Source organism: Streptomyces sp. SID14515 (assembly GCF_010548505.1).
Classification (GTDB): domain Bacteria; phylum Actinomycetota; class Actinomycetes; order Streptomycetales; family Streptomycetaceae; genus Streptomyces; species Streptomyces caviscabies.
This window is the reverse complement of record NZ_JAAGMH010000027.1, coordinates 25680-45688: the sequence shown is the minus strand read 5'-3', so window position 1 is coordinate 45688 and position 20009 is coordinate 25680. Positions and strand designations below refer to the sequence as shown.

Below are 20009 nucleotides of genomic sequence, written 5' to 3'. Positions count from 1 at the left end.
CGACGCCGCCCCGACGCCCGGAGGTCGATTCCCGTATGCCGCCTCAGAAATCCCGCCGTCTTCCGCCGCTGAGCGGGGTCCTGGTGCTGGTGATGGCCTCCACCGGGCTGGTGGTCGTCGACCTGACGATCGTGGCGATCGGGCTCCCGCTGATCAGCGCCGACGTGGCGGACGGGGCCTCGGCGGAGTCCGTGGTGGTGACGTACATGGTCGCCATGGGCGCGCTCACCCAGGTCGTCGGAAGCCTGTCGGACCGGTGGGGCCGGCGGACGCTGTTCCTCGCCGGGATCGCCGTGTTCACCCTTGCCTCGCTGGGCGCGACCGTGGCCCCGGATCTGCTGTGGCTCGATATCGCCCGCGTGGTCCAGGGCGCGGGAGCCGCCGCGATCATGGTGAACGGCATCCCGCTCCTCTCCGACCGCTATACCGGCGAGGAGCGCAACCTCGCCATCGGCGCGTGGGGCTCGTTCGCGACCGCGGCGGGCCTGCTCGCCCCGGCCTTCGGCGGGGTCCTGGCCGAGACCTTCGGTTGGCGGGCGGTCTTCGCGGTCAACCTGCCGCTCGGCGCGGCCGCCTGGCTGCTGGCCGTACGCGTACTGCCCCGCACCCCGGGGACCGGAGGAGCGGGCCGGACGGACTGGCTCGGCAGCCTGCTGCTGATGCTCGGCCTCGGCACGGCGACGCTGCTGATGCTCCGCCCCGGCGACACGCCCTGGTCCCGGCAGGACACCGCGGTGCTGCTCACCGCCGCTCTGGCGCTCGTGGCCTTCCTGGCCGTCCAACTCCGGGCGCCCGCGCCGACGCTGGAGCTGCGGATGTTCGGCCGGCCCGCGTTCTCCGGCGCCATGCTGGCCGTCCTCCTCTCCCGCGTCCTGACCATCGGCGGCTCCGTCTACCTGGTGCTGTACTTCTCCGACGGCCTCGGCCTGAGCCCGACCGGGGCGGGCCTCCTGATGACCCCGATCTTCCTCGCCCAGATCGTCATGGGCATGGTCGGCTCCAAGCTGATCGGCAACCGGGCGCCCGGCCTGGTGATCGGCTCCGGCTACGCGCTCAAAGGCGTCGGCTTCGCCGCCCTGGCGCTGCTGATCACCCCCGACACCCCGTGGTGGGCGCTCCTGGTGCCGCTGCTCGCCTGGGGAGCGGGCGGCGGGATCGCCGGCGCCCCCGTCATGGCCGTCGCCGTACGCGTCACCGCACCCGAACGCGTCGGCATGGTCGCCGGGACCGTCTCCACCCTCGCCTCCCTCGGCGCCGGTGTCGGCACCGCGGCGCTCGGCGCGGTCTTCGCCCTCCACGGCGGCCACGGCGCCCAGGCGGTCACCGACGGAGCCCGAGCCGTCCTGGGCGTCTCCGCGGCGCTCGCGGCCGTCGCCGTACTCACCACCCTCACGCTCATCGACCCGCGCCGGGTGCCACGCCCCGACCTCGGCGGGTGACGGACCGCGGCGGTTCCGCTCCGTGCTGCGCCTCCTCCCGGCCCTGGTTAGCGTGAGCCGTGTGGCGGCCGTACGACAGCCGTACGACCGCGTCGACGAGCGATCCGATGAGTAAGGAGCCCGTGATGCCCCCATCACCGCATCCGGCGAGAGGGGACCTGGGCCGACGCATCGCGGCACGCCGCCTGCAGCTCGGTCTGTCCCGGCAGGACGTGGCTCTGCGGGCGGGCGCCGCGCCCGGCTACATCGAGTACGTGGAGGAGCAGCCCGCCACGCCGGGCGTCGGCTTTCTGCTCCGGCTGGCCGACGCGCTGGAGACCACCGTCCAGGAACTGTGGGGCGGCACCGCCGACCTGCCGCCGGGCATCGGCCGCGGCGCCCGCCGGGCCCGGATGGTCGAACTGGAGGAGTCGATGTGCTGGGTGCTGCTGGGCGACCACGGTGTGGGACGGGTGGCCCTGACCCACGGTGACGGGCCGGTCGTGCTGCCGGTCAACTACCAGGTGCTCGACGGCGAGGTCATGTTCAGCACCGCCGAGGGCTCACCGCTCGCCACCGCCGCCGACACCGAGATCGCCTTCGAGGCCGACCACATCGACGACGCCTTCAGCAAGGGGTGGAGCGTGCTGCTCGTCGGACCCGTGCGCGCCGTGACGGACGAGGAGGCCGCGCGCCGGCTCAGGGAGGCGGCGTACGCGACCCCCTGGGCGGGGGACGAGCGCGAACACGTCATGACGCTCGCGCCGCGGCGGATCACCGGACGGAAGATCATCGTGCCGGACGCCCCGGGCGACGCCGACTGAACCGTGCGGGCCCGGCCGGCCGCGCTCAGGCGAGCGGGACCACGGCGACCGGTGCGGTGCTGTGATGGATCACGGCGTGGGCGACGTGGCCGAGGTGCGGCAGCGCGGGTCGCCTGCCGCGCCGTCCGACGACGAGCAGGTCCGCGCCGCGGGAGGCGTGGACGAGTTCGCGGGCGGGCGGACCGACGACCGTCTTCTCCACGACCCGGACCTCCGGGAACCGCGACCGCCAGGGGCGGAGCAGCTCCGTCAGCCCTTCGGCGGCCCGGCGGCCGAGCCCGGTGCCGATCTCCGGATCCAGGATCGCCGCGTACCCGTAGGAGGCGGGCGGAGACCAGCTGTGCACGACCCGGAGTGCCACGTTCCGGCGGGCGGCCGTACCGAAGGCGAAGTCCAGCAGCGGATCGCTCGGGCGCGCGATGTCGAGGCCGAGGACCACATCCGGTCGCGAGCCCACGGCGGCAGTGGCCTGCGCGTCCGCGGAAGCCTGTTCGGCGTCCTCGGTGGTCCCGATGGCCCCGGCCGCCGACCCGGACTCCGTGGCGCCCGCGTCCGTCCCGGGCTGCTCCGCCCGTACGAGCACGACCGGCCGTGTCGACGTGGCGACGACCGCGAGCGACACCGAGCCGACCAGGAACCCGACGATCCCGCCGAGCCCGCGTGAGCCCAGCGCCGTCACCTCGGCCCCGTCCGCGGCCCTGGTCAGTTCGGCCCCGGCCCGTCCGTGGACCATCTCCGTCGTGACGTCGAGGCCCGGATGGTCCCGGCGGGCCCGCTCCGCCGCGTCGCGCAGCAGGGTCTCGTACCGCTTGACCAGCGCCTCGGTGAGGGTTAACGGGATCTCCGGGGTGACCGGCCACTCCTCCACGTGCACCAGCCGCAGTGCGACACCTCGCGACGATGCTTCACGGGCTGCCCAGACCGCAGCCGCGTGGCTTTCGGCGGAGTCGTCCAGGCCGACGGTGACATGGCGGTTCATGACTGGCCTCCTCGGCGTGCCGGGCCCCGGTACGGAACCACGTGTCCAGCCTTCCGCCGCCGGGCCCGCCGATGGGAGGGCCGACAGGGTTCGATCGGGGCCGAAAGGCCCATGCTCGCCGCCCGCCGATCGGTGCGACGGTGGAGGTGCCACCTCTCCCGACCCTGCGCGAGGAGGAGTCATGACCAGCGACATTCCCGGGCGCCCGGAACTCGGCGCCGTCGTGGTCGGAGTGGACGCGTCCGCTCCGGCACGAGAGGCCGCCCTGTGGGCCGCGGCCGAGGCGGACCACCGTGGGCGCCCGCTGCACATCGTCCACGCCTCCGACAGCGACCGGCGGGTCTTCTACTCGTCGGCCGACACCATCCAGGCCGTACGGGAGGCGGGACGGGAGCTGCTCGCCGAGACCGCCGCCGCGGTGCGGGAGAGCCGGCCTGACCTGGTCGTGACGACGGAACTCAGCCGCCAGGGGCCCGTGGCCGGGCTGCACGCCGCGGCCGGGGAGCGCGGCACGATCGTCGTGGGCAACAGGGGCCTGGGCGGCTTCGGCTCCCTGATGCTCGGATCCGTCGGGCTGGGCGTGGCCGCGCGGACCGAGGTGCCGGTGATCGTCGTACGCGGCGCGGCCGACCGGCCCGGGACCGGCGTGGTCACCGCCGCCGTGCACGGCGCGTCGGATCTCGACTGGCTGAGGATCGCCGCCGCCGAGGCGCAGGCCCGCAAGGCGTCACTGCGGCTGCTGAGCGTCTACAACGTCCTCGCGCACGTCGGCGGTGTCACCACCATGCTCGACGGCCTCGGGGACATCGCCGACGAGAAGGTCCACGAGGTCGCGGCCGTGGCCGAACGCCTCTCCGAGCTGTACCCCGACCTCCCGCTCGTCCACCACGTCGAGACCGGCACCAGCGTCCCCGGCATGCTCGTCGAGGCCTCGGTCCACACCGATCTGATGGTGATGGGCAGCAGACGGCGGGTGCTGGGAGCCGGCCCGGCGCTGGGACGGGTCGCTCACGCGCTGCTGCACCACGGGAACTGCCCCGTCGAGGTCGTTCCTCCCGGTTACGCGGGCGCCACCGCCGGGGCGGCGGAGGTGGCGGACGCCTCGTGAGCCGACGGCCTCACCGTCGCACGACGGTCCTGAGTGTCGTACGACGGTGAGGAACGGTTCATACGACGGTGAGGACGTCGGCGACCGGGCGGCGCGGGGTGGCCGTTCCCGAGGGTCCGTAGCCCAGCCGGAGCACCATGTGCACGAAGCCCGTCGCGGAACCGGGGTCACGGGTGAGCGGGCGGAGTTCGGGCCATTCGAGCGGCTGCGACATCAGCGAGGTCGAGAGACCGTCGAGCGTGGCTTCCAGGAGCACGCGCTGCATCGCCTGCCCGGCCCGAAGCCAGTCCGCCGGGGTGTCCGTCGCCGTGCCGAGGAGCGCGATCTGCGGCCGCTCCTCGAAGGTGGCCGCGGTGCGGTTCGGCACCGTGCGGGGGGTGTCGAAGTCCCGGGCGGGGGCCGTCACGCCGTACTGGCGCGGGCCGAAGGCGGAGGAGGGGATGCCGTCGTCCGCGGGGCCGTCGCCGGTCCTGCCGGTGCGCGTCCAGTCGGCGATCTCGGCGCGCATGGCCGCGCTGGCGGACTCCAGGAGCTCCGCGTCGTGGACGAGGTCCAGCACGGCGTCCCGGTGCCAGCTCCCGGGCACGATCAGCCGGGCGCCCTCCAGGAGGGCGGCCGCGCACAGCTCGTCGAGCAGCTCCGGCGGGATCGGCTCCTCGGAGAACGGGAAGCGGCTGGTGTGCCGTCGCGCTATCGCGGGGTGGAGGTCGGCCAGCGCGGTGTCCGTCGCCCCGGAGTCCGTCAGCCGGACGTCGGCGAGGCGCAGGTGGTCCGAGGGGTCGGGGAGCGGTTCGGCGTCGGCGGTCCAGCCGTGCATGGCGGCGGACACGCGCAGATTCAGCAGCGCCGCGCCGCACCCCAGGTGCAGACCCCGCCGGTCCGGGTCGCCGACCGGCAACGTACGTTCCGGATCGCCGTACAGGGAGAGCAGCCGCGAGCCCGAGCGGTGGACGAACCGCCAGGGCTGGGCGTTGTGCATGGACGGCGCGGCGACGGCGTCCTCCACCAGCGACGTCACCACCGCCGTGATCTGTTGTTCTTCCTGGGTGAGCATGGCGTGTCCTGTCTGCGAGAGGTCAGCGGTACCGCTCTCTTCCGGTTCCGGCCTCGACGTGCGGCCCGGAACCCGCTCTCGGACCACTGTCCGACACCGCCGCGCGCCGCGGCAGGGGCCGAACGGTCCAGCCCCAGGACCGATCGGCTCCGCACCCCGTTCCGTACCGGCTCCGTACTTCGGTCCGTACCGACTCCGTATCCCGTTCCGTACGGCTCCTACCTGCCCCGTACCCTCCCCGGGCCCGCTCCTCACCCGCTTCTCGACATGAGGCGACGGAGTGCGCGGGATAGGTTGGGAGAGCGGCCGGTGAGCGCTTCTCGTCTCCTTCAGGCCGTCGGAGGTGCCCATGGGCGTGGACGGCGACGAGACCGACGCGGCCCGGCTCCCGCGACTGCGGCTCGATGAGCTGCTCGACGAGATCCAGGGCCGTATCGACGAACTCAGAGGTACCCGTGACCGGCTGAACGGCCTGCTCGACGCGGTCGTCTCCGTGGGGCGGGAGCTGGATCTGCCGCAGGTGCTGCGCGGGATCGTCGAGTCCGCCGTCACGCTGGTGGACGCCGAGTACGGTGCGCTGGGCGTGGTGGGCGACGACCGGAAGCTCGCCCAGTTCCTTCCCATCGGCATCAGCGACGAGGTGCGCGCGCGGATCGGCGACCTTCCGTCCGGACACGGCCTGCTCGGCGAACTCATCCGGCACCCCGAGCCCCTGCGGCTGTCCGAGCTCTCGGACCATCCGGCCTCGTACGGCTTCCCGCCCGACCATCCGCCGATGCACTCCTTCCTCGGCGTGCCGATCCGGGTACGCGACGAGGTGTTCGGCAACCTCTACCTCACCGAGAAGCGCGGTCCGGCCGACTTCGACGCGGAGGACGAGGCCGTCGTCTCGACCCTGGCGGTCGCGGCCGGCATCGCCATCGAGAACGCCCGCCTCTACGAGGAGGCCCGGCTCAGGGAGCGCTGGCTCGCCGCGAGTTCGGACGTCACCAGCGCGCTGCTGTCGGGCTCCGCCGAACCGGAGGTGCTCCACGGGATGCTGGAGCAGGCCGTCGACATCGGCGGGGCCGACCTCGGGGTCTTCTGCCGGCTCGGGCCGGACGGCGAGATGACCGGCTCGCTCGCTCTGGGCGAGCGGGCCGACGCACACTGCGGCATGGTGCTGCCGAGCAGCCGGGGCACCCTCGCCGCGGTGGCCCTCGCGGAGGACGGCCTCGTCATCGTGCCGGACGTCGCCACCGACCCGAGGGTCACCGTGCCGCCGGACCGCTGGAAGGGGTTCGGTCCGGCGGTGGCCGTCACGGTGGGCACCGAGGAGAAGCTGAGCGGAGTCCTGATCCTCGCCCGGCTCGAAGGCAGACCGACCTTCATGGACGCCGAGATCGCCGCTCTGCCGGGTTTCGCCGATCACGCCGCCCTGGCCCTCGAACTGGCCGACCGCCGTCGGGACGCCGAGCGGATGAGCCTCCTGGCGGACCGGGACCGGATCGCCCGTGACCTGCACGACCTGGCGGTCCAGCGGCTGTTCGCCACCGGGATGACCCTGCAGAGCGCCCGCCCGCTGGTCGAGCATCCTCAGGCGGCCGAACGGCTGGGCCGGGCGATCGACGACCTCGACTCCACCATCAAGATCATCCGCTCCACCATCTTCGGCCTGCGGGAGGACGGGACGTCCAAGGGCGTTCCGACGCTCCGGACCCGCGTCGTCCAGGCGATGGACGACGCCGCGCCCGCTCTGGGGTTCGGCCCGGCGCTCCGGATGGAGGGGCTGATCGACACGGACGTGCCGCGCGCGGTGGCCGACCATGTGATCGCGGTCATCGGAGAGGCCCTGAGCAACGTCGCCCGGCACGCGGAGGCGAACCGGGCGGAGGTCTCGGTCACCGCCGACGACGGTGTGCTCGTGGTGACGGTGGCCGACGACGGCATCGGCCTCCCGTCCGGCCTCCCGGCCGACGGCCGGCGCGGCGGCCTGCGGAACCTCGCCGAACGGGCCGAGAGCCTGGGCGGCACCCTGTCCGTCCGCTCCGAACCGCGCCCCGGCAGCGGCACCGTGCTCGAGTGGCGGATCCCGTCGCTTCCCGGACACGGCTGAGGCCGGTCCGCGGGGCGCGGGTCCCGTCGGCTTCCCGGACACGGCTGAGAGCGGTCCACGGGGCGACGGAAGACGGCCGCGGGCGGAGCAGTGAGCCCGCGTCGCCGCCTCACTGCTCGTGCTGCCGGTGTTCCCGTACCTCCGCCGCGATGACGGCCGCCTGCACCCGGCGTTCCACGCCCAGCTTCCCGAGCAGCCGGGAGATGTGGTTCTTGACGGTCTTCTCGGAGAGGTACAGCCGCTTGGCGATCTGCCGGTTGGTGAGGCCCTCGCCGACGAGATCGAGCACCGAACGCTCGCGTTCGGACAGCACCGAGAGCCTCTCGTCCTCCGGCGGCCCGTCGTTCTCCGGCCCGCGCAGCGATCGCAGCAGCCTCGCCGTGGTCGCGGGATCCAGCATCGACCGGCCCGTCGCCACGGTCCGCACCGCCGAGACCAGGTCCGAGCCGTTGATCTGCTTCAGTACGTACCCGGCCGCTCCGGCCATGATCGCGTCGAGCAGAGCCTCCTCGTCGTCGAACGAGGTCAGCATCAGACAGGCCAGTTCCGGCATCCGGGACCGCAGCTCGCGGCACACCGTGACGCCGTCGCCGTCGGACAGCCGGACGTCGAGCACGGCGACATCGGGCCGCAGCGCCGGTCCACGGGCCAGCGCCTGCTCGGCGGTGGCGGCCTCACCGACCACTTCCAGGTCCGGCTCCGCCTCCAGGAGATCGCGCACGCCACGCCGTACCACTTCGTGGTCGTCCAGCAGGAAGACGCGGACCGGCGCACCACCGGAGTCAGTCGGTGCCTCGGACATCTGCGACTCCTGATGACTCGGTCCGCCGCCGCGCCTGCGCCGTTCCCGGCCGACTCTTCCGTGTACGGACATTGTCCCAGGTAGGGCGTCACCGCACCCGGCGCGACCTCACCGGGGCGTCACGGCCGGCGTCACCTGCTCGACCAGGCGGGCGAGGCGCGCCAGCATGGTGCGGTGGCGGATCTGGATCACCGCGTCCACCAGCGTGTTGTGGAGCGTGCCGCCCGGACCCCGCAAGGGGTGCTCGTCCACGGTCACGAGAGTGCCGTCGCCCCACGGCCGGATGTCCAGGGCGATGCGGGCCGAGCCCAGCGGACCCGCCTCGGCCTCGAGCTCCAGGGTCCGAGGCCTCTCGACGAGCCGGACGACCGTGCGGCCGGTGAACCGCTTGGGCCCGAAGCGCACGCTGTACGTGATGGACGAGCCGGAATCGGGCCAGTCGCCCTCGTCCCGGCGCGACTCGGAGGTGCCCACCACCCACCTGCCGTACAGGCGTTCGTCATCCAGTACCGCCCAGACGGCGGACGGCGGTCGGTCGATGAGGTGATGCCGGGCGGCCATGGTTCTCCTCAGGTCGTCGGCCGGGCGAAGAAGACGGCCCGGCGCGCGTGGAACTCCGTGAAGGACACCAGACCCGCGGAGCCGCCGCGCTCCGCAGACCGCCATCCGGCGCACACGTGCCCGCCGAACCGGCGCCGCGGAGGGCGATGAACGCGGGGCGCACGTTTAGCCCGGGCGTTCGTGGTCACTCCATTACAGCGACGCGACACGAGTCGTGGAACAGCTGCTGACCCCAGGAGGACACGATGCGTGACGTGCGCCCGCCCGGCGAGTTTCCCGGCCGTTGAGCATGCGAGGAGTGCGGGTGCCCGACGACGACGGCCCGATGACGCGGCAGGCGGCGCCGGACCTGTCCAGCGCGACTCCGTGGCGGGGCCCGGTCGTGCGGCTGCCCGGCGTGTACCGGCCGCAGACCGACACGCTGCTGCTGGCCACCGCCATGCGCCGCGAGGGGATCGGGCCGGGCATGGACGTGCTGGACCTGTGTACCGGCACCGGCACGCTGGCCCTGCACGCCGCGCGGCTCGGAGCCCGTGTCACGGCGGTGGACATCAGCCGCCGGGCCGTGGCGTCGGCGCGGCTGAACACCGCGCTCGCCCGGCTGCCCGTCACCGTACGCCGGGGGGACCTGCTCCGGGCCCTGCCGGGGCGTACGTTCGACGCGGTCATCAGCAACCCGCCCTACGTCCCGGCCCCCGGTCTCGGCACGCCCCGGTACCGGGCCGGCCGCTCCTGGGACGCGGGTCCTGACGGACGGGTGATCCTCGACCGCATCTGCGACGACGCTTCCGCCGCCCTGCGCCCCGGCGGCCTGCTTCTGGTGGTCCAGTCGGAGCTGAGTCGTCCGGAGGAGACGGTGAGCCGGCTCGCCGCGGCCGGTCTGCTCGTCTCCGTGACCGACCGCGTGACGATTCCGTTCGGCCCCGTCACGCGGGGCCGGGTGGCCTGGCTGCGGGCCCGGGGCCTGCTGCGGGACCGTCTGGACAGGGAAGAGCTGGTGGTGATCCGTGCCCGGAAGGAGTGAGACGCCGCGCCGCGTGCTGGTGAACCGGGAAGGCCCCATTCTGGTGGAAGGGCCGGTCGACGTCGTGACGGCCGACGGGACGACGGTCCGGTCCGACCGCTTCGTGGTGGCGATCTGCACCTGCCGCCGCAGTCGGGCCTATCCCTGGTGCGACACCAGCCACCGCCGCCGCAAGCCCGCGGAGCCCGGCCCGGAAGGCCGACAACAGCCCCAGGACGGCAGCCGCCGACAGCCCGAGGACGGCGAGGAGGAACCCCGACCATGACGATCCCGGCCACCACCGCCCACGACCGTCCCGCCGCGTCCCCGGTGCTCCCACCGGCGCGCGGGCCCCTGAGCGAGAGCGTCCTCGGCGTCCTGGCAGGCCGCGGAGCGGCCCTGCCGGAAGCCGGGAGGATCCGGAACGCCGACCCTTACGGCGACGATCTGCACCTGCTCCTGTATGTCCTGTACGAGCTCCACTACCGGGGATTCGCGGGCGTGGACGAGCGCCTGGAGTGGAATCCCGCCCTGCTCGGCGTGCGCGCCGCGGCCGAGGACGTCTTCCTGGACGCGCTGCGCCGCGACGGCGGATCGGGCCGGACGGACGTGGCGCAGGCCGTCGACGCGCTCCTGCTGGAGCCCGTGGGGGACGACGGCCACAGCGTCAGCCACCACCTCCAGCGGGAGGGGGAGCTGTGGCAGCTGCGCGAATACGCGGCACTGCGCTCCCTCTACCACCTCAAGGAAGCCGATCCGCATCTGTGGGTGGTGCCCAGGCTCCGCGGCCGGGCGAAGGCGGCGATGGTGGCCGTCGAGTTCGACGAGTTCGGCGCAGGCCGTGCCGAGGACATCCATGCCCAGCTCTTCGCCGATCTGATGGCCGATCTCGGCCTCGATCCGTCGTACGGCCGCTATCTCGACGCGGCGCCGGCCCAGGCCCTGGCCACGGTCAACCTGATGTCCCTGTTCGGGCTCCACCGGCGGCTGCGCGGCGCGTTGGTCGGACACTTCGCCACCGTGGAGATCACCTCGTCCCCCGGATCGAGGAGGCTGGCCGAGGCCCTCCGCCGCGCGGGCGCGGGCCCCGCCGCCCAGCACTTCTACGACGAGCACGTCGAAGCCGACGCGGTCCACGAACAGGTCGTCCGCCACGAGGTGATCGCCGGTCTGCTGGAGGACGAGCCCGAGCTGGCGGCCGACGTCGTCCTGGGCATCGAGGCGACCGGTCACCTGGAGGACCTCCTGGGCGACCACCTGCTGGCGGCGTGGCGCGACGGACGTTCCGCACTGCGTACGCCGTCGGCGTCCTGAAGGGGTTTCGCGCCGGGCAGGCGGCCGACGTCCGCCTCGTCCGTCACCTGGACGGCCGGCCTCCTCGGCCGGCGCGGTGCCGCCGTCGGGCGTCAGCGTCCGAGGGCCTTGCGGAGCTGCTCCTTGTTCATGGAGGAACGCCCGTCGACGTTCTTCTTCCTGGCCTCTGCGTAGAGCTGGTCCTTCGTGGGGCCCTGCGCGCCCTTGTGGGAGCGTTCGCCGCCGCGCTGATACGCGGACTTCTTGTCCTGCGTGGAGGTTTTGCTCGCCGTTTTCGACTCGCCGGACCGGGCGCGCTCCTTGTTGACGGTCCGGGCCGCGATCTCCTTCGCGCGGCTTTTCGACGCGCCCTGTTCTTCCTGGCTCTCCTTGATGTGCTCGTACTGCCGCTCACGCTTCTTGTTGGATCCGGCCGGCATGACGTGCTCCTTCCTTCAGTCCGTTTCCTGAGGGACGCTCCCCGCGTGTCCCGTACGGATCCCACTAAACAACGCACACCGTGACGGCGCTCCCGGAGGCGTGATCGGGAATGACACCCCCTGAAGCGGCCATCGCGCCCCCGGGGGCCGCGCGCTCCACCGGGCGAACGGTCTCCGGGTGAGCCGTGTCTCACCGGGGCTCCACGACTTGTCTATGCAACGAGTTGCATAGAAGGATCGCGGTATGGCTCTCGACCACGCGATCCTCGTCTCCCTGCTGGAGCGGCCCGGCTCCGGCTACGAGCTGGCCCGGCGGTTCGAGCGGTCCATCGGGTACTTCTGGACCGCCACCCACCAGCAGATCTACCGCGTGCTGGGCCGCATGGTGACCGACGGCCTGCTCGTCGTCCGCGAGGTGGAGCAGCAGGGCCGGCCGGACAAGAAGGAGTACTCCGTCACCGAGCCCGGCCGCTCCGCCCTCGCCGCGTGGCTGCACAAGCCGATCGAGCCCGAGAGCCTCCGGCACGATCTCGCCGTGAAGATCCGGGGCGCGGCCTTCGACGACCCGGCCGCCCTGATCCGCGAGGTCGAGCGGCACCACCAGGTGCACCGGGACCGGCTCGCGCACTACCTCGCCGGGGAACTGCGCGATTTCACCGGACCCGACGCCCCCGCACCGCCGGACGCGGGCCAGGAGCTCCAGCACGTCGTGCTGCGCGGCGGCATCGCGTTCGAGCGGATGACGATCGCCTGGCTCGACGACGTACTCGACACCCTCAACCGGCTCGCGGCTTCCGGGCCGGGCGCCTGAGCGGCGGCCCGCCGCCACCTCCGTAAGCACCGACAACCCTCCTCCTTCCCGGAAGGCGATCTCCATGGCTGACTCCGCGTCCTTGCTGTTCAACCCGCGCACCTACGACCCCCAGCACTTCGACCCGGAGACCCGCAGGCTGCTGCGCGCCACCGTCGACTGGTTCGAGGAGCGCGGCAAGCGCCGGCTGATCGAGGACTACCGCTCCCGCGCCTGGCTGGGCGACTTCCTCGCCTTCTCCGCGAAGGAGGGCCTGTTCGCCACCTTCCTCACCCCCGCCTCCGCCGCGGGCAAGGACGACCAGCGCTGGGACACCGCGCGGATCGCCGCGCTCAACGAGATCTTCGGGTTCTACGGCCTCGACTACTGGTACGCCTGGCAGGTCACCATCCTCGGCCTCGGCCCGGTCTGGCAGAGCGACAACGCCGCCGCCCGCGACCGCGCGGCCGAACTCCTCTCCCAGGGCGAGGTGTTCGCCTTCGGCCTCTCCGAGAAGACCCACGGCGCCGACATCTACTCCACCGACATGCTGCTGGAGCCCTCCGGCGACGGCGGTTTCCTGGCCTCCGGCTCCAAGTACTACATCGGCAACGGCAACGCCGCCGGTCTCGTCTCCGTCTTCGGCCGCCGCACCGACGTCGAGGGGCCCGACGGCTACGTCTTCTTCGCCGCCGACAGCCGCCACGAGGCGTACCGGCTCGTGAAGAACGTCGTCGACTCCTCGAAGTACGTCAGCGAGTTCCGCCTGGAGAACTATCCGGTGGCGCCCGCCGACATCCTGCACACCGGCCGGGCCGCCTTCGACGCCGCGCTCAACACCGTCAACGTCGGCAAGTTCAACCTCTGCACCGCCTCCATCGGCATCTGCGAGCACGCGATGTACGAGGCGGTCACCCACGCGAGCAACCGCATCCTCTACGGCCGCCCGGTCACCGCGTTCCCGCACGTGCGCCGCGAGTTGACCGACGCGTACGTCCGGCTCGTCGGGATGAAGCTCTTCAGCGACCGCGCCGTCGACTACTTCCGCACCGCCGGGCCCGACGACCGCCGCTACCTGCTCTTCAACCCGATGACGAAGATGAAGGTGACCACGGAGGGCGAGAAGGTCATCGACCTCATGTGGGACGTCATCGCCGCCAAGGGCTTCGAGAAGGACAACTACTTCGCCCAGGCCGCCATCGAGATCCGGGGCCTGCCGAAGCTGGAGGGCACGGTCCACGTGAACCTCGCGCTGATTCTCAAGTTCATGCGGAACCACCTGCTGAACCCGGTCGACTACCCGGCCGTCCCCACCCGTCTCGACGCCGCCGACGACGCGTTCCTCTTCCAGCAGGGCCCGGCGCGCGGCCTCGGCTCCGTACGCTTCCACGACTGGCGCACCGCGTTCGACGCGTACGCCGAGGTGCCGAACGTCGCCCGCTTCCGCGAGCAGGCGGACGCCCTGTGCACCTTCGTCGAGACGGCCGCCCCCGACGAGGAGCAGAGCCGCGACCTCGACCTCCTCCTCGCCGTCGGCCAGCTCTTCGCCCTCGTCGTCCACGGCCAGCTGATCCTGGAGCAGGCCCGGCTGACCGGCCTGGACCAGGAGCTGCTGGACGAGCTGTTCGCCGTACTCGTACGCGACTTCTCCGCGCACGCCGTCGAACTGCACGGCAAGGACTCCGCCACCGAGGACCAGCAGGAGTGGGCGCTGGGCGCGGTACGCCGTCCCGTCGTCGACGCGGCCCGTTCGGCGCGGATCTGGGAGCGCGTCGAGGCGCTGTCGGGGGCGTACGAGATGGCGGAGTGACCGACGGCGACGCCCGGCCGCCCGTTCCCGGGACACCCCCGCCTCGCCGGAACTAGTCTGGAGATCCACCAGTGGTACGGCGATGCGGGGGGGAAGCGTGCAGCCGGATGCGGGGCCGGTCAGTGTTCTGTTCTTCGGGCGGGACGATGCGGAGACGGACCTGCGGGACGGTCTCCTGAAGGGCCCCGTCTTCCGGCCCACGTACGCCTACCGTGAGGCCCTGTCCGGCCGGAAATCTCTCGTCATCGGCCGGAAGGGCTCCGGCAAGAGCGCGATCTGCCGTCACCTGGCCACCCCGGACGGCCACCCCGGCGCCTCGGTGCTCATCGCACCGGACGACGCGGCGGGCGACGAGATCCGCCGCTTCGCGCTCCAGGGCCTCACCCCCGACACGGCCAAGTCGCTGATCTGGCGCTACATCTTCGCCGTTCACGCGGCACGCCACCTCACCGGCCACGCGCGCGCCGCGCACGGTCGGCGGCTGCCGGGATCCGTCCGCGCGGTGCGCTCGTTCCTGGAGGCCAACGGCGAGTCGGACGACGCGCGGCTGTACGAGAGACTCCGCCGAGGCGTCGGCCGGCTCCAGTCCGCCGATCTCTCGCTCAAGGCCTTCGGCGTCGAGGCGACCCTGGGCATCGGCGGGGCCTCCGAGGGCGCGGAGGCCGCCCGCCAGCTCGACGTCCTGGAAGCAGGTGTGCAGGCCGGGTTCGCCGATCTCGGCTGTGCCCGCCTGCACCCGCCGCTGCTGCTCCTGGTCGACCAGCTGGAGCAGGTGTGGACCATCGAGCCAGAGAGCCACGCCCTGGTCACGGGTCTGCTGCTGGCCGCGAAACACGCCATGTCCTTCTACGACAACGCCGTGCGCACGGCGCTGTTCATCCGTGCCGACATCTACGACACCCTGAATTTCGGTGACGGCGACAAGTTCCACAGCGACGAGATCCGCATCTCCTGGACCCGTGAAGCCCTGGAGGACCTGGCGCTCTCCCGGGCCCGGGCCTCGCTCGGTGCTCCTCTCACCAGGCATGAATTGTGGGAGGAACTGTTCCCGGTGAGCGTCCGGGGGGAGCCGACGTCCGAATACATCTTCCGTCGCTCGCTGCCGCGCCCGCGCGACACCATCCAGTTCCTCAACGTCTGCCGTGACATCGCCGACGAGGCGGGTCACTTCACGATCACCGAGGGCGATGTGCTGGCCGCCACGGAGCAGTTCTCGCGCTGGAAGCTCCAGGACCTGGCCAAGGAATATCTGATCAACCATCCTTTCCTGCGCTCTCTTTTTCCTCTGTTCGAGAACGCTGGCTATGTCGTGATGCGGTCCGCGCTGGAAGACCGCTTCGAAGCCTGCCGGGAATCGCTGCACCTGGTGTTCTCCGACTACACCGAAAGCCTCACCACCCAAGGTGTCATCGATGTTCTCTACGGAGTCGGCTTCATCGGCGTGAAGCGTGGGAACGACACCGTTTACGCGGGTGGCAGCGCCACACCGCCGCTGCCCGACGAGGACGAGTTCCATGTGCACCCGTGCTTCCGGCCGGCGCTGAACTGCCTCGGGGCGATGGAGCTGCCCGCCTATCTGCCCAGTCAGTTCCGCAACATCGTCGTGGGACACACTTCTCTGGCCGCCGCGATCGGCGCGGCCGATGTCGGTCTCACGGTCAACCGGCACGTTCGGCTGCTCAACGAGGTGGCCGCCGCCGGTGAACGGCTGCTCGGTCAGCTGTCCCGGTCCGGCCTGCCGGACAGCATGCGTGAAGAGGTGTACGTGGAGATCGCGCGGGTGGTCACCGCGGCGGAGGCGGCCCGCGATGAACGACTCGTCGGAAACGTGCTCAGCGTGCCGCACCACGTCCTGACGGCCTCGGGCTATTTCGACGCGCTCGCGGCGCGACTCGCCGCGCACGGATTCCGGGACCGTACGGTGACGAGGGGCCTGGAGGACGAGGCCCGCGCCCTCATCCGGTCGGTCGGAGGATCGGTGGGAGGAGGCGGCGGCGGAGGATCCGACTCCGGATAGTCGGTCGCGCGGTCGGTCGCGCCGGGCGTCATCTGCGTTTGCGGGGCGGATGACATCGCGTTTGAGTGGGAGAGCCCCTCTCGCGTCCCTGGAGCTGACATGTCGATGGCGTTCGGTTCACCTCTCGGTCCGTCCGATCCGTTCAGCGACCTGTTGAACCGGTTCTTCGGCATGTCGCCCGCGTCCTCGCCCCCCCGCGATGCAGCGCGTACCGATCGGGCGGCTGCTGACGGAGTCCTCCCACGAGCTGCTGGGCCGGGCCACCAGCAAAGCGGCCGAGGACGGGACGTCCGACCTCGACACCGAGCACCTGCTGTGGGCGGCGACCCAGGTCGAGCCCTCGCGCGGACTGCTCGCCCGGGCCGGGGTCGATCCCGACGACCTCGCGGCCCAGCTCGACGAGGTGCTGCCCCGGGAGTCCGGCGAGCCCTCCGCCGAGCCCGGTCTCACCCCGGCGGCCAAGCGCACCCTCACCGCCGCCTACGCCCGCTCGCAGGCGGCCGGAGTGTCCTACATCGGCCCCGAGCACATCCTGGGCGCGCTGATCGACGATGCCGACTCCGGGGCCGGCCGGTTCCTCGGGTCGGACGACCTCGACGTGGGCAAGCTGCGCGGCGCCACGGACCGGGCGGCGGGCGCGGACGGGGCTCCCGGTGGAGGGAAGCAGGCGTCGACGACCTTGGACGAGTTCGGCCGGGACCTGACGGAGGAGGCGAAGGCCGGAAGGCTCGACCCCGTCGTCGGACGGGCCGACGAGATCGAGCAGACCATCGAGATCCTCTCGCGACGCTCCAAGAACAACCCCGTCCTCATCGGCGAGCCCGGCGTCGGCAAGACCGCCATCGTGGAGGGCCTCGCCCAGAGCATCGTCGCGGGCGAGGTGCCCGACACCCTCAAGAACAAGCGGGTCGTCTCACTCGACCTGTCCGGCATGGTCGCCGGAGCCCAGTACCGGGGCCAGTTCGAGGAGCGGCTGAAGAAGGTCATCGAGGACGTGCAGAAGGCCGAAGGGGAGATCATCCTCTTCATCGACGAACTCCACACGGTCGTCGGCGCGGGCGCCACGGGCGAGGGCTCGATGGACGCGGGCAACATGCTCAAGCCCGCCCTCGCCCGCGGCGAGCTCCATGTGGTGGGCGCGACGACGATCGACGAGTACCGCAAGCACATCGAGAAGGACGCCGCCCTGGAGCGCCGCTTCCAGCCCGTCCTGATCCCGGAGCCGACCGTCGAGGAGACCGTACAGATCCTCGAAGGGCTGCGGGACGCCTACGAGGCCCACCACCAGGTCCGCTTCGCCGACGGGGCCCTGACGGCGGCGGCCGAGCTGTCCGACCGCTACATCAGCGACCGCTTCCTGCCCGATAAGGCCATCGACCTGATGGACCAGGCCGGGGCACGCGTACGGCTGCGCAGCGCCAACCGCTCCACCGAGGTCGTCAGCCGCGAGGACCGCCTCGCGAAGCTGCGGCGCGAGAAGGACGAGGCCGTCGCCGGCGAGGAGTTCGAGAAGGCCTCCGGGCTGAAGCGGCAGATCGCCGAGGTGGAGGGCGAACTCGCCGGGATCGAGGAGCGCCGCGAGGGCGTCGTCTCGGTCACGGCCTCCGACATCGCCGACATCGTCTCCCGCCGCACCGGCATCCCCGTCTCCCAGCTCACCGCCAGCGAGAAGGAGAAGCTCCTCAAGCTGGAGGAGGAGATGCACGCCAGGATCGTCGGCCAGGACGAGGCGGTCACCGCGGTCTCCGAAGCCGTACGCCGTAACCGCGCGGGCATGGGCGACCCGAACCGGCCCGTCGGCTCGTTCCTCTTCCTCGGGCCCACCGGCGTCGGCAAGACGGAACTCGCCAAGACGCTGGCCGAGCTGCTGTTCGGCGAGGACGACCGGATGATCCGGTTCGACATGAGCGAGTTCCAGGAGAAGCACACGGTCGCCCGGCTCGTCGGAGCGCCTCCCGGATACGTCGGTTACGACGAGGCGGGCCAGCTCACCGAGAAGGTGCGGCGCAACCCCTACAGCGTGGTGCTGTTCGACGAGGTCGAGAAGGCGCACCCCGACGTCTTCAACACGCTGCTCCAGATCCTCGACGACGGCCGGCTCACGGACGGACAGGGCCGCACCGTCGACTTCCGCCACTGCGTCGTCATCATGACGTCCAACATCGGCGCCCACCGCATCCTCGCCCACCAGGGCGACGCCGCCGAGCTCAAGGACGAGCTGATGGAGGACCTGCGGGGGCGGTTCCTGCCCGAGTTCCTCAACCGCATCGACGACATCATCATCTTCCACAGCCTCACCGAGGACGATCTGTCCGAGATCGTCGAGCACCTGCTGGACCGCAGCAAGCACCGGGTCCACGCCCAGGGCATGACCCTGGAGGTCACCGAGGCGGCGAAGAAGCTCCTGGTCGCCCACGGCTACCAGCCGGAGTTCGGCGCGCGTCCGCTGCGCCGCACGATCCAGACCGAACTGGACAACCGGGTCGCCTCCCTGCTGCTCGGCGGCGAAGCCGACCCCGGCGACACGATCGTCGCCGATGTGGTCGACGACTCCCTGCACTGCACCATCCGCAAGGGCGACGACGCCGGCGAGACCCCCGCGGCCGACGAGGTCGCCGCGGCGACCGACACCCCCGACGGCAAGGAGTGAGCGACTGATGTCCCATCACCACCACAAGTCGAACGAAGAGGTCGAGGGCGACCCCGACACCGGCCACAGCCGCGGAATGCCCCGCCGCCCGGACGAGAAGCGACTCGACGAGCGCCTGGAGGAGGACCGCGAGGAGGTGGGCCTTCCCCCGGACCAGGACAGGAAGTCCGACTAGGTGACGTCCCGGTCCTCGGGCAGCCGCTCCAGGGCGGCGGCCACATCGGTCTGGCCCGCGATCTCCCGCAGAGCGCGGGCCAGCACCGATCCGGGCTCCCGGGCGACGGTCACCAGACCGACCGGCACCGTCCGTGCCGGCTCGACCAGCGGCACCGCCCGCATCCCGTGCGGCACGCCGAAGACGTGCAGCCAGGTGTGCGGCACGACGCTCGCCCACCGGCCCGTCCTGACATGGGCGAAGAGCGCCGCCACCGAGTCCGTCTCGACCCGGGGCGAGGGTCGCACCCCGGCCTCCGTGAACAGCTCGTCCAGCACCCGACGCCCCTGCATCGCCTCCGTGAGCAGACACAGGGGCAGCCGTGCGGCCTCCGCCCAGGTCACCGCCGTCCGGTGGGCGGGGGCGTCGGCGGCGCCGGTGAGGAGCACGTACCGCTCCTCGTACAGCGAAACCGTCCGGTACTGCTCCCCGAGGTCCTCGTGGAGATAGGTGATTCCCGCGTCGATCTCGAAGTCCCGCAGCTGCCGCAGCACGTCCCCGGACTGGAGGTCCCCTATGACCTCCACCGTGACCAGCGGATGCGCCAGACAGAAGGGCGCGGTCAGCAGCGCCACCGTCCCGGACGCGGTCGGCACCGAACCGATCCGCAGCCGCCCACCGAGCCCGGTACGCAAGTGGCCGGCCTCGCTCGTGAGGGCGTCACGGTCCGCCAGGATCCGCTGCGCCCACACGACGATGCGTTCGCCCTCGGGCGTCAGCCCCTCGTACTTGCGGCCGCGCAGCACCAGCGGCACGTCGAGCTCGTCCTCCAGCTTGCGGACCGCCTCCGAGAGGGCGGGCTGGGAGACATGACAGGCCTGGGCGGCGCGGGCGAAGTGACGCTCGCGGGAGAGGGCGACCAGGTACTCGAGTTGACGGAACAGCACCCCACGGGTCTACCGGACGGCCCCACGGAACGCCAATCGCCCCACCGGCGCACGAGCCACCGCC

General features: G+C 72.0%; 17 protein-coding genes and 1 pseudogene. 12 read left to right on the top strand and 6 right to left on the bottom strand.

Annotated elements, in window-relative coordinates; genetic code table 11:
• The first annotated feature begins 35 nt into the window (after positions 1–35).
• Complete coding sequence (locus G3I54_RS04480; protein WP_164611307.1) at positions 36–1439, top strand: MFS transporter; 1404 nt, start codon at positions 36–38, stop codon at positions 1437–1439.
• 125 nt (positions 1440–1564) lie between these two features.
• Positions 1565–2242, top strand: a complete 678-nt coding sequence (locus tag G3I54_RS04475) for a pyridoxamine 5'-phosphate oxidase family protein (RefSeq protein ID WP_164611305.1) — start codon at positions 1565–1567, stop codon at positions 2240–2242.
• Between the two features lie 25 nt (positions 2243–2267).
• Here the strand turns inward: G3I54_RS04475 and G3I54_RS04470 are convergent, their stop codons facing one another.
• The gene (locus G3I54_RS04470) at positions 2268–3221 is read right to left on the bottom strand and encodes a universal stress protein (protein WP_164611303.1); all 954 of its coding nucleotides are present in this window, start codon (positions 3219–3221) and stop codon (positions 2268–2270) included.
• 181 nt (positions 3222–3402) lie between these two features.
• Between G3I54_RS04470 and G3I54_RS04465 the strand changes: the two genes are divergently transcribed.
• On the top strand, positions 3403–4329 hold the full coding sequence (locus tag G3I54_RS04465; RefSeq protein WP_164611301.1) for a universal stress protein: 927 nt from the start codon (positions 3403–3405) through the stop codon (positions 4327–4329).
• Positions 4330–4387: 58 nt separating this feature from the next.
• Here G3I54_RS04465 and G3I54_RS04460 read toward each other — a convergent pair whose 3' ends face one another.
• Positions 4388–5383 (bottom strand): nitroreductase family protein, encoded by a 996-nt coding sequence (locus G3I54_RS04460; RefSeq protein WP_164611299.1) that lies wholly within the window; start codon positions 5381–5383, stop codon positions 4388–4390.
• Between the two features lie 349 nt (positions 5384–5732).
• Between G3I54_RS04460 and G3I54_RS04455 the strand changes: the two genes are divergently transcribed.
• Complete coding sequence (locus G3I54_RS04455; RefSeq protein ID WP_164611297.1) at positions 5733–7478, top strand: GAF domain-containing sensor histidine kinase; 1746 nt, start codon at positions 5733–5735, stop codon at positions 7476–7478.
• A gap of 109 nt (positions 7479–7587) precedes the next feature.
• On the opposite strand, the gene G3I54_RS04450 is transcribed toward G3I54_RS04455, so the two are convergent.
• Together G3I54_RS04450 and G3I54_RS04445 are read right to left on the bottom strand one after the other, a co-directional pair.
• Positions 7588–8280 carry a response regulator transcription factor gene (locus G3I54_RS04450; protein ID WP_164611295.1) on the bottom strand — a complete coding sequence of 231 codons (693 nt, stop codon included), beginning with the start codon at positions 8278–8280 and terminating at the stop codon, positions 7588–7590.
• A gap of 108 nt (positions 8281–8388) precedes the next feature.
• Positions 8389–8841: an SRPBCC family protein gene (locus G3I54_RS04445; RefSeq protein ID WP_164611293.1), complete on the bottom strand. Its 453-nt coding sequence runs from the start codon at positions 8839–8841 to the stop codon at positions 8389–8391.
• 325 nt (positions 8842–9166) lie between these two features.
• Between G3I54_RS04445 and G3I54_RS04440 the strand changes: the two genes are divergently transcribed.
• The 3 genes from G3I54_RS04440 to G3I54_RS04430 are packed head-to-tail and all read left to right on the top strand — an operon-like array spanning position 9167 to position 11158.
• Positions 9167–9865, top strand: a complete 699-nt coding sequence (locus tag G3I54_RS04440; protein WP_239144227.1) for a HemK2/MTQ2 family protein methyltransferase — start codon at positions 9167–9169, stop codon at positions 9863–9865.
• Positions 9849–10130: a CDGSH iron-sulfur domain-containing protein gene (locus tag G3I54_RS04435; protein ID WP_343240267.1), complete on the top strand. Its 282-nt coding sequence runs from the start codon at positions 9849–9851 to the stop codon at positions 10128–10130. Before G3I54_RS04440 ends, G3I54_RS04435 begins: the two co-directional genes overlap by 17 nt.
• The gene (locus G3I54_RS04430) at positions 10127–11158 is read left to right on the top strand and encodes an iron-containing redox enzyme family protein (protein WP_164611291.1); all 1032 of its coding nucleotides are present in this window, start codon (positions 10127–10129) and stop codon (positions 11156–11158) included. Before G3I54_RS04435 ends, G3I54_RS04430 begins: the two co-directional genes overlap by 4 nt.
• A gap of 92 nt (positions 11159–11250) precedes the next feature.
• Here G3I54_RS04430 and G3I54_RS04425 read toward each other — a convergent pair whose 3' ends face one another.
• Entirely contained in the window at positions 11251–11577 is a 327-nt protein-coding gene (locus G3I54_RS04425) for a plasmid stabilization protein (protein ID WP_164611288.1), read from the bottom strand.
• A gap of 244 nt (positions 11578–11821) precedes the next feature.
• Between G3I54_RS04425 and G3I54_RS04420 the strand changes: the two genes are divergently transcribed.
• From G3I54_RS04420 to G3I54_RS38850, 5 genes and pseudogenes are all read left to right on the top strand, one after another.
• Entirely contained in the window at positions 11822–12388 is a 567-nt protein-coding gene (locus tag G3I54_RS04420; RefSeq protein WP_164611286.1) for a PadR family transcriptional regulator, read from the top strand.
• A 64-nt stretch (positions 12389–12452) separates the two neighbouring features.
• Positions 12453–14177 (top strand): acyl-CoA dehydrogenase family protein, encoded by a 1725-nt coding sequence (locus G3I54_RS04415; RefSeq protein ID WP_164611284.1) that lies wholly within the window; start codon positions 12453–12455, stop codon positions 14175–14177.
• Between the two features lie 502 nt (positions 14178–14679).
• A complete protein-coding gene (locus G3I54_RS04410) occupies positions 14680–16194 on the top strand; it encodes a transposase (protein ID WP_164611480.1) in 1515 nt (504 codons plus the stop codon).
• Between the two features lie 99 nt (positions 16195–16293).
• Positions 16294–18844 (top strand): annotated as a pseudogene (locus G3I54_RS39970) (ATP-dependent Clp protease ATP-binding subunit).
• A 7-nt stretch (positions 18845–18851) separates the two neighbouring features.
• On the top strand, positions 18852–19019 hold the full coding sequence (locus tag G3I54_RS38850) for a hypothetical protein (RefSeq protein WP_203685502.1): 168 nt from the start codon (positions 18852–18854) through the stop codon (positions 19017–19019).
• On the opposite strand, the gene G3I54_RS04400 is transcribed toward G3I54_RS38850, so the two are convergent.
• A complete protein-coding gene (locus G3I54_RS04400; RefSeq protein ID WP_164611281.1) occupies positions 19016–19945 on the bottom strand; it encodes a LysR family transcriptional regulator in 930 nt (309 codons plus the stop codon). The two genes, G3I54_RS38850 and G3I54_RS04400, sit on opposite strands and share 4 nt — an antisense overlap.
• Positions 19946–20009 lie beyond the last annotated feature (64 nt).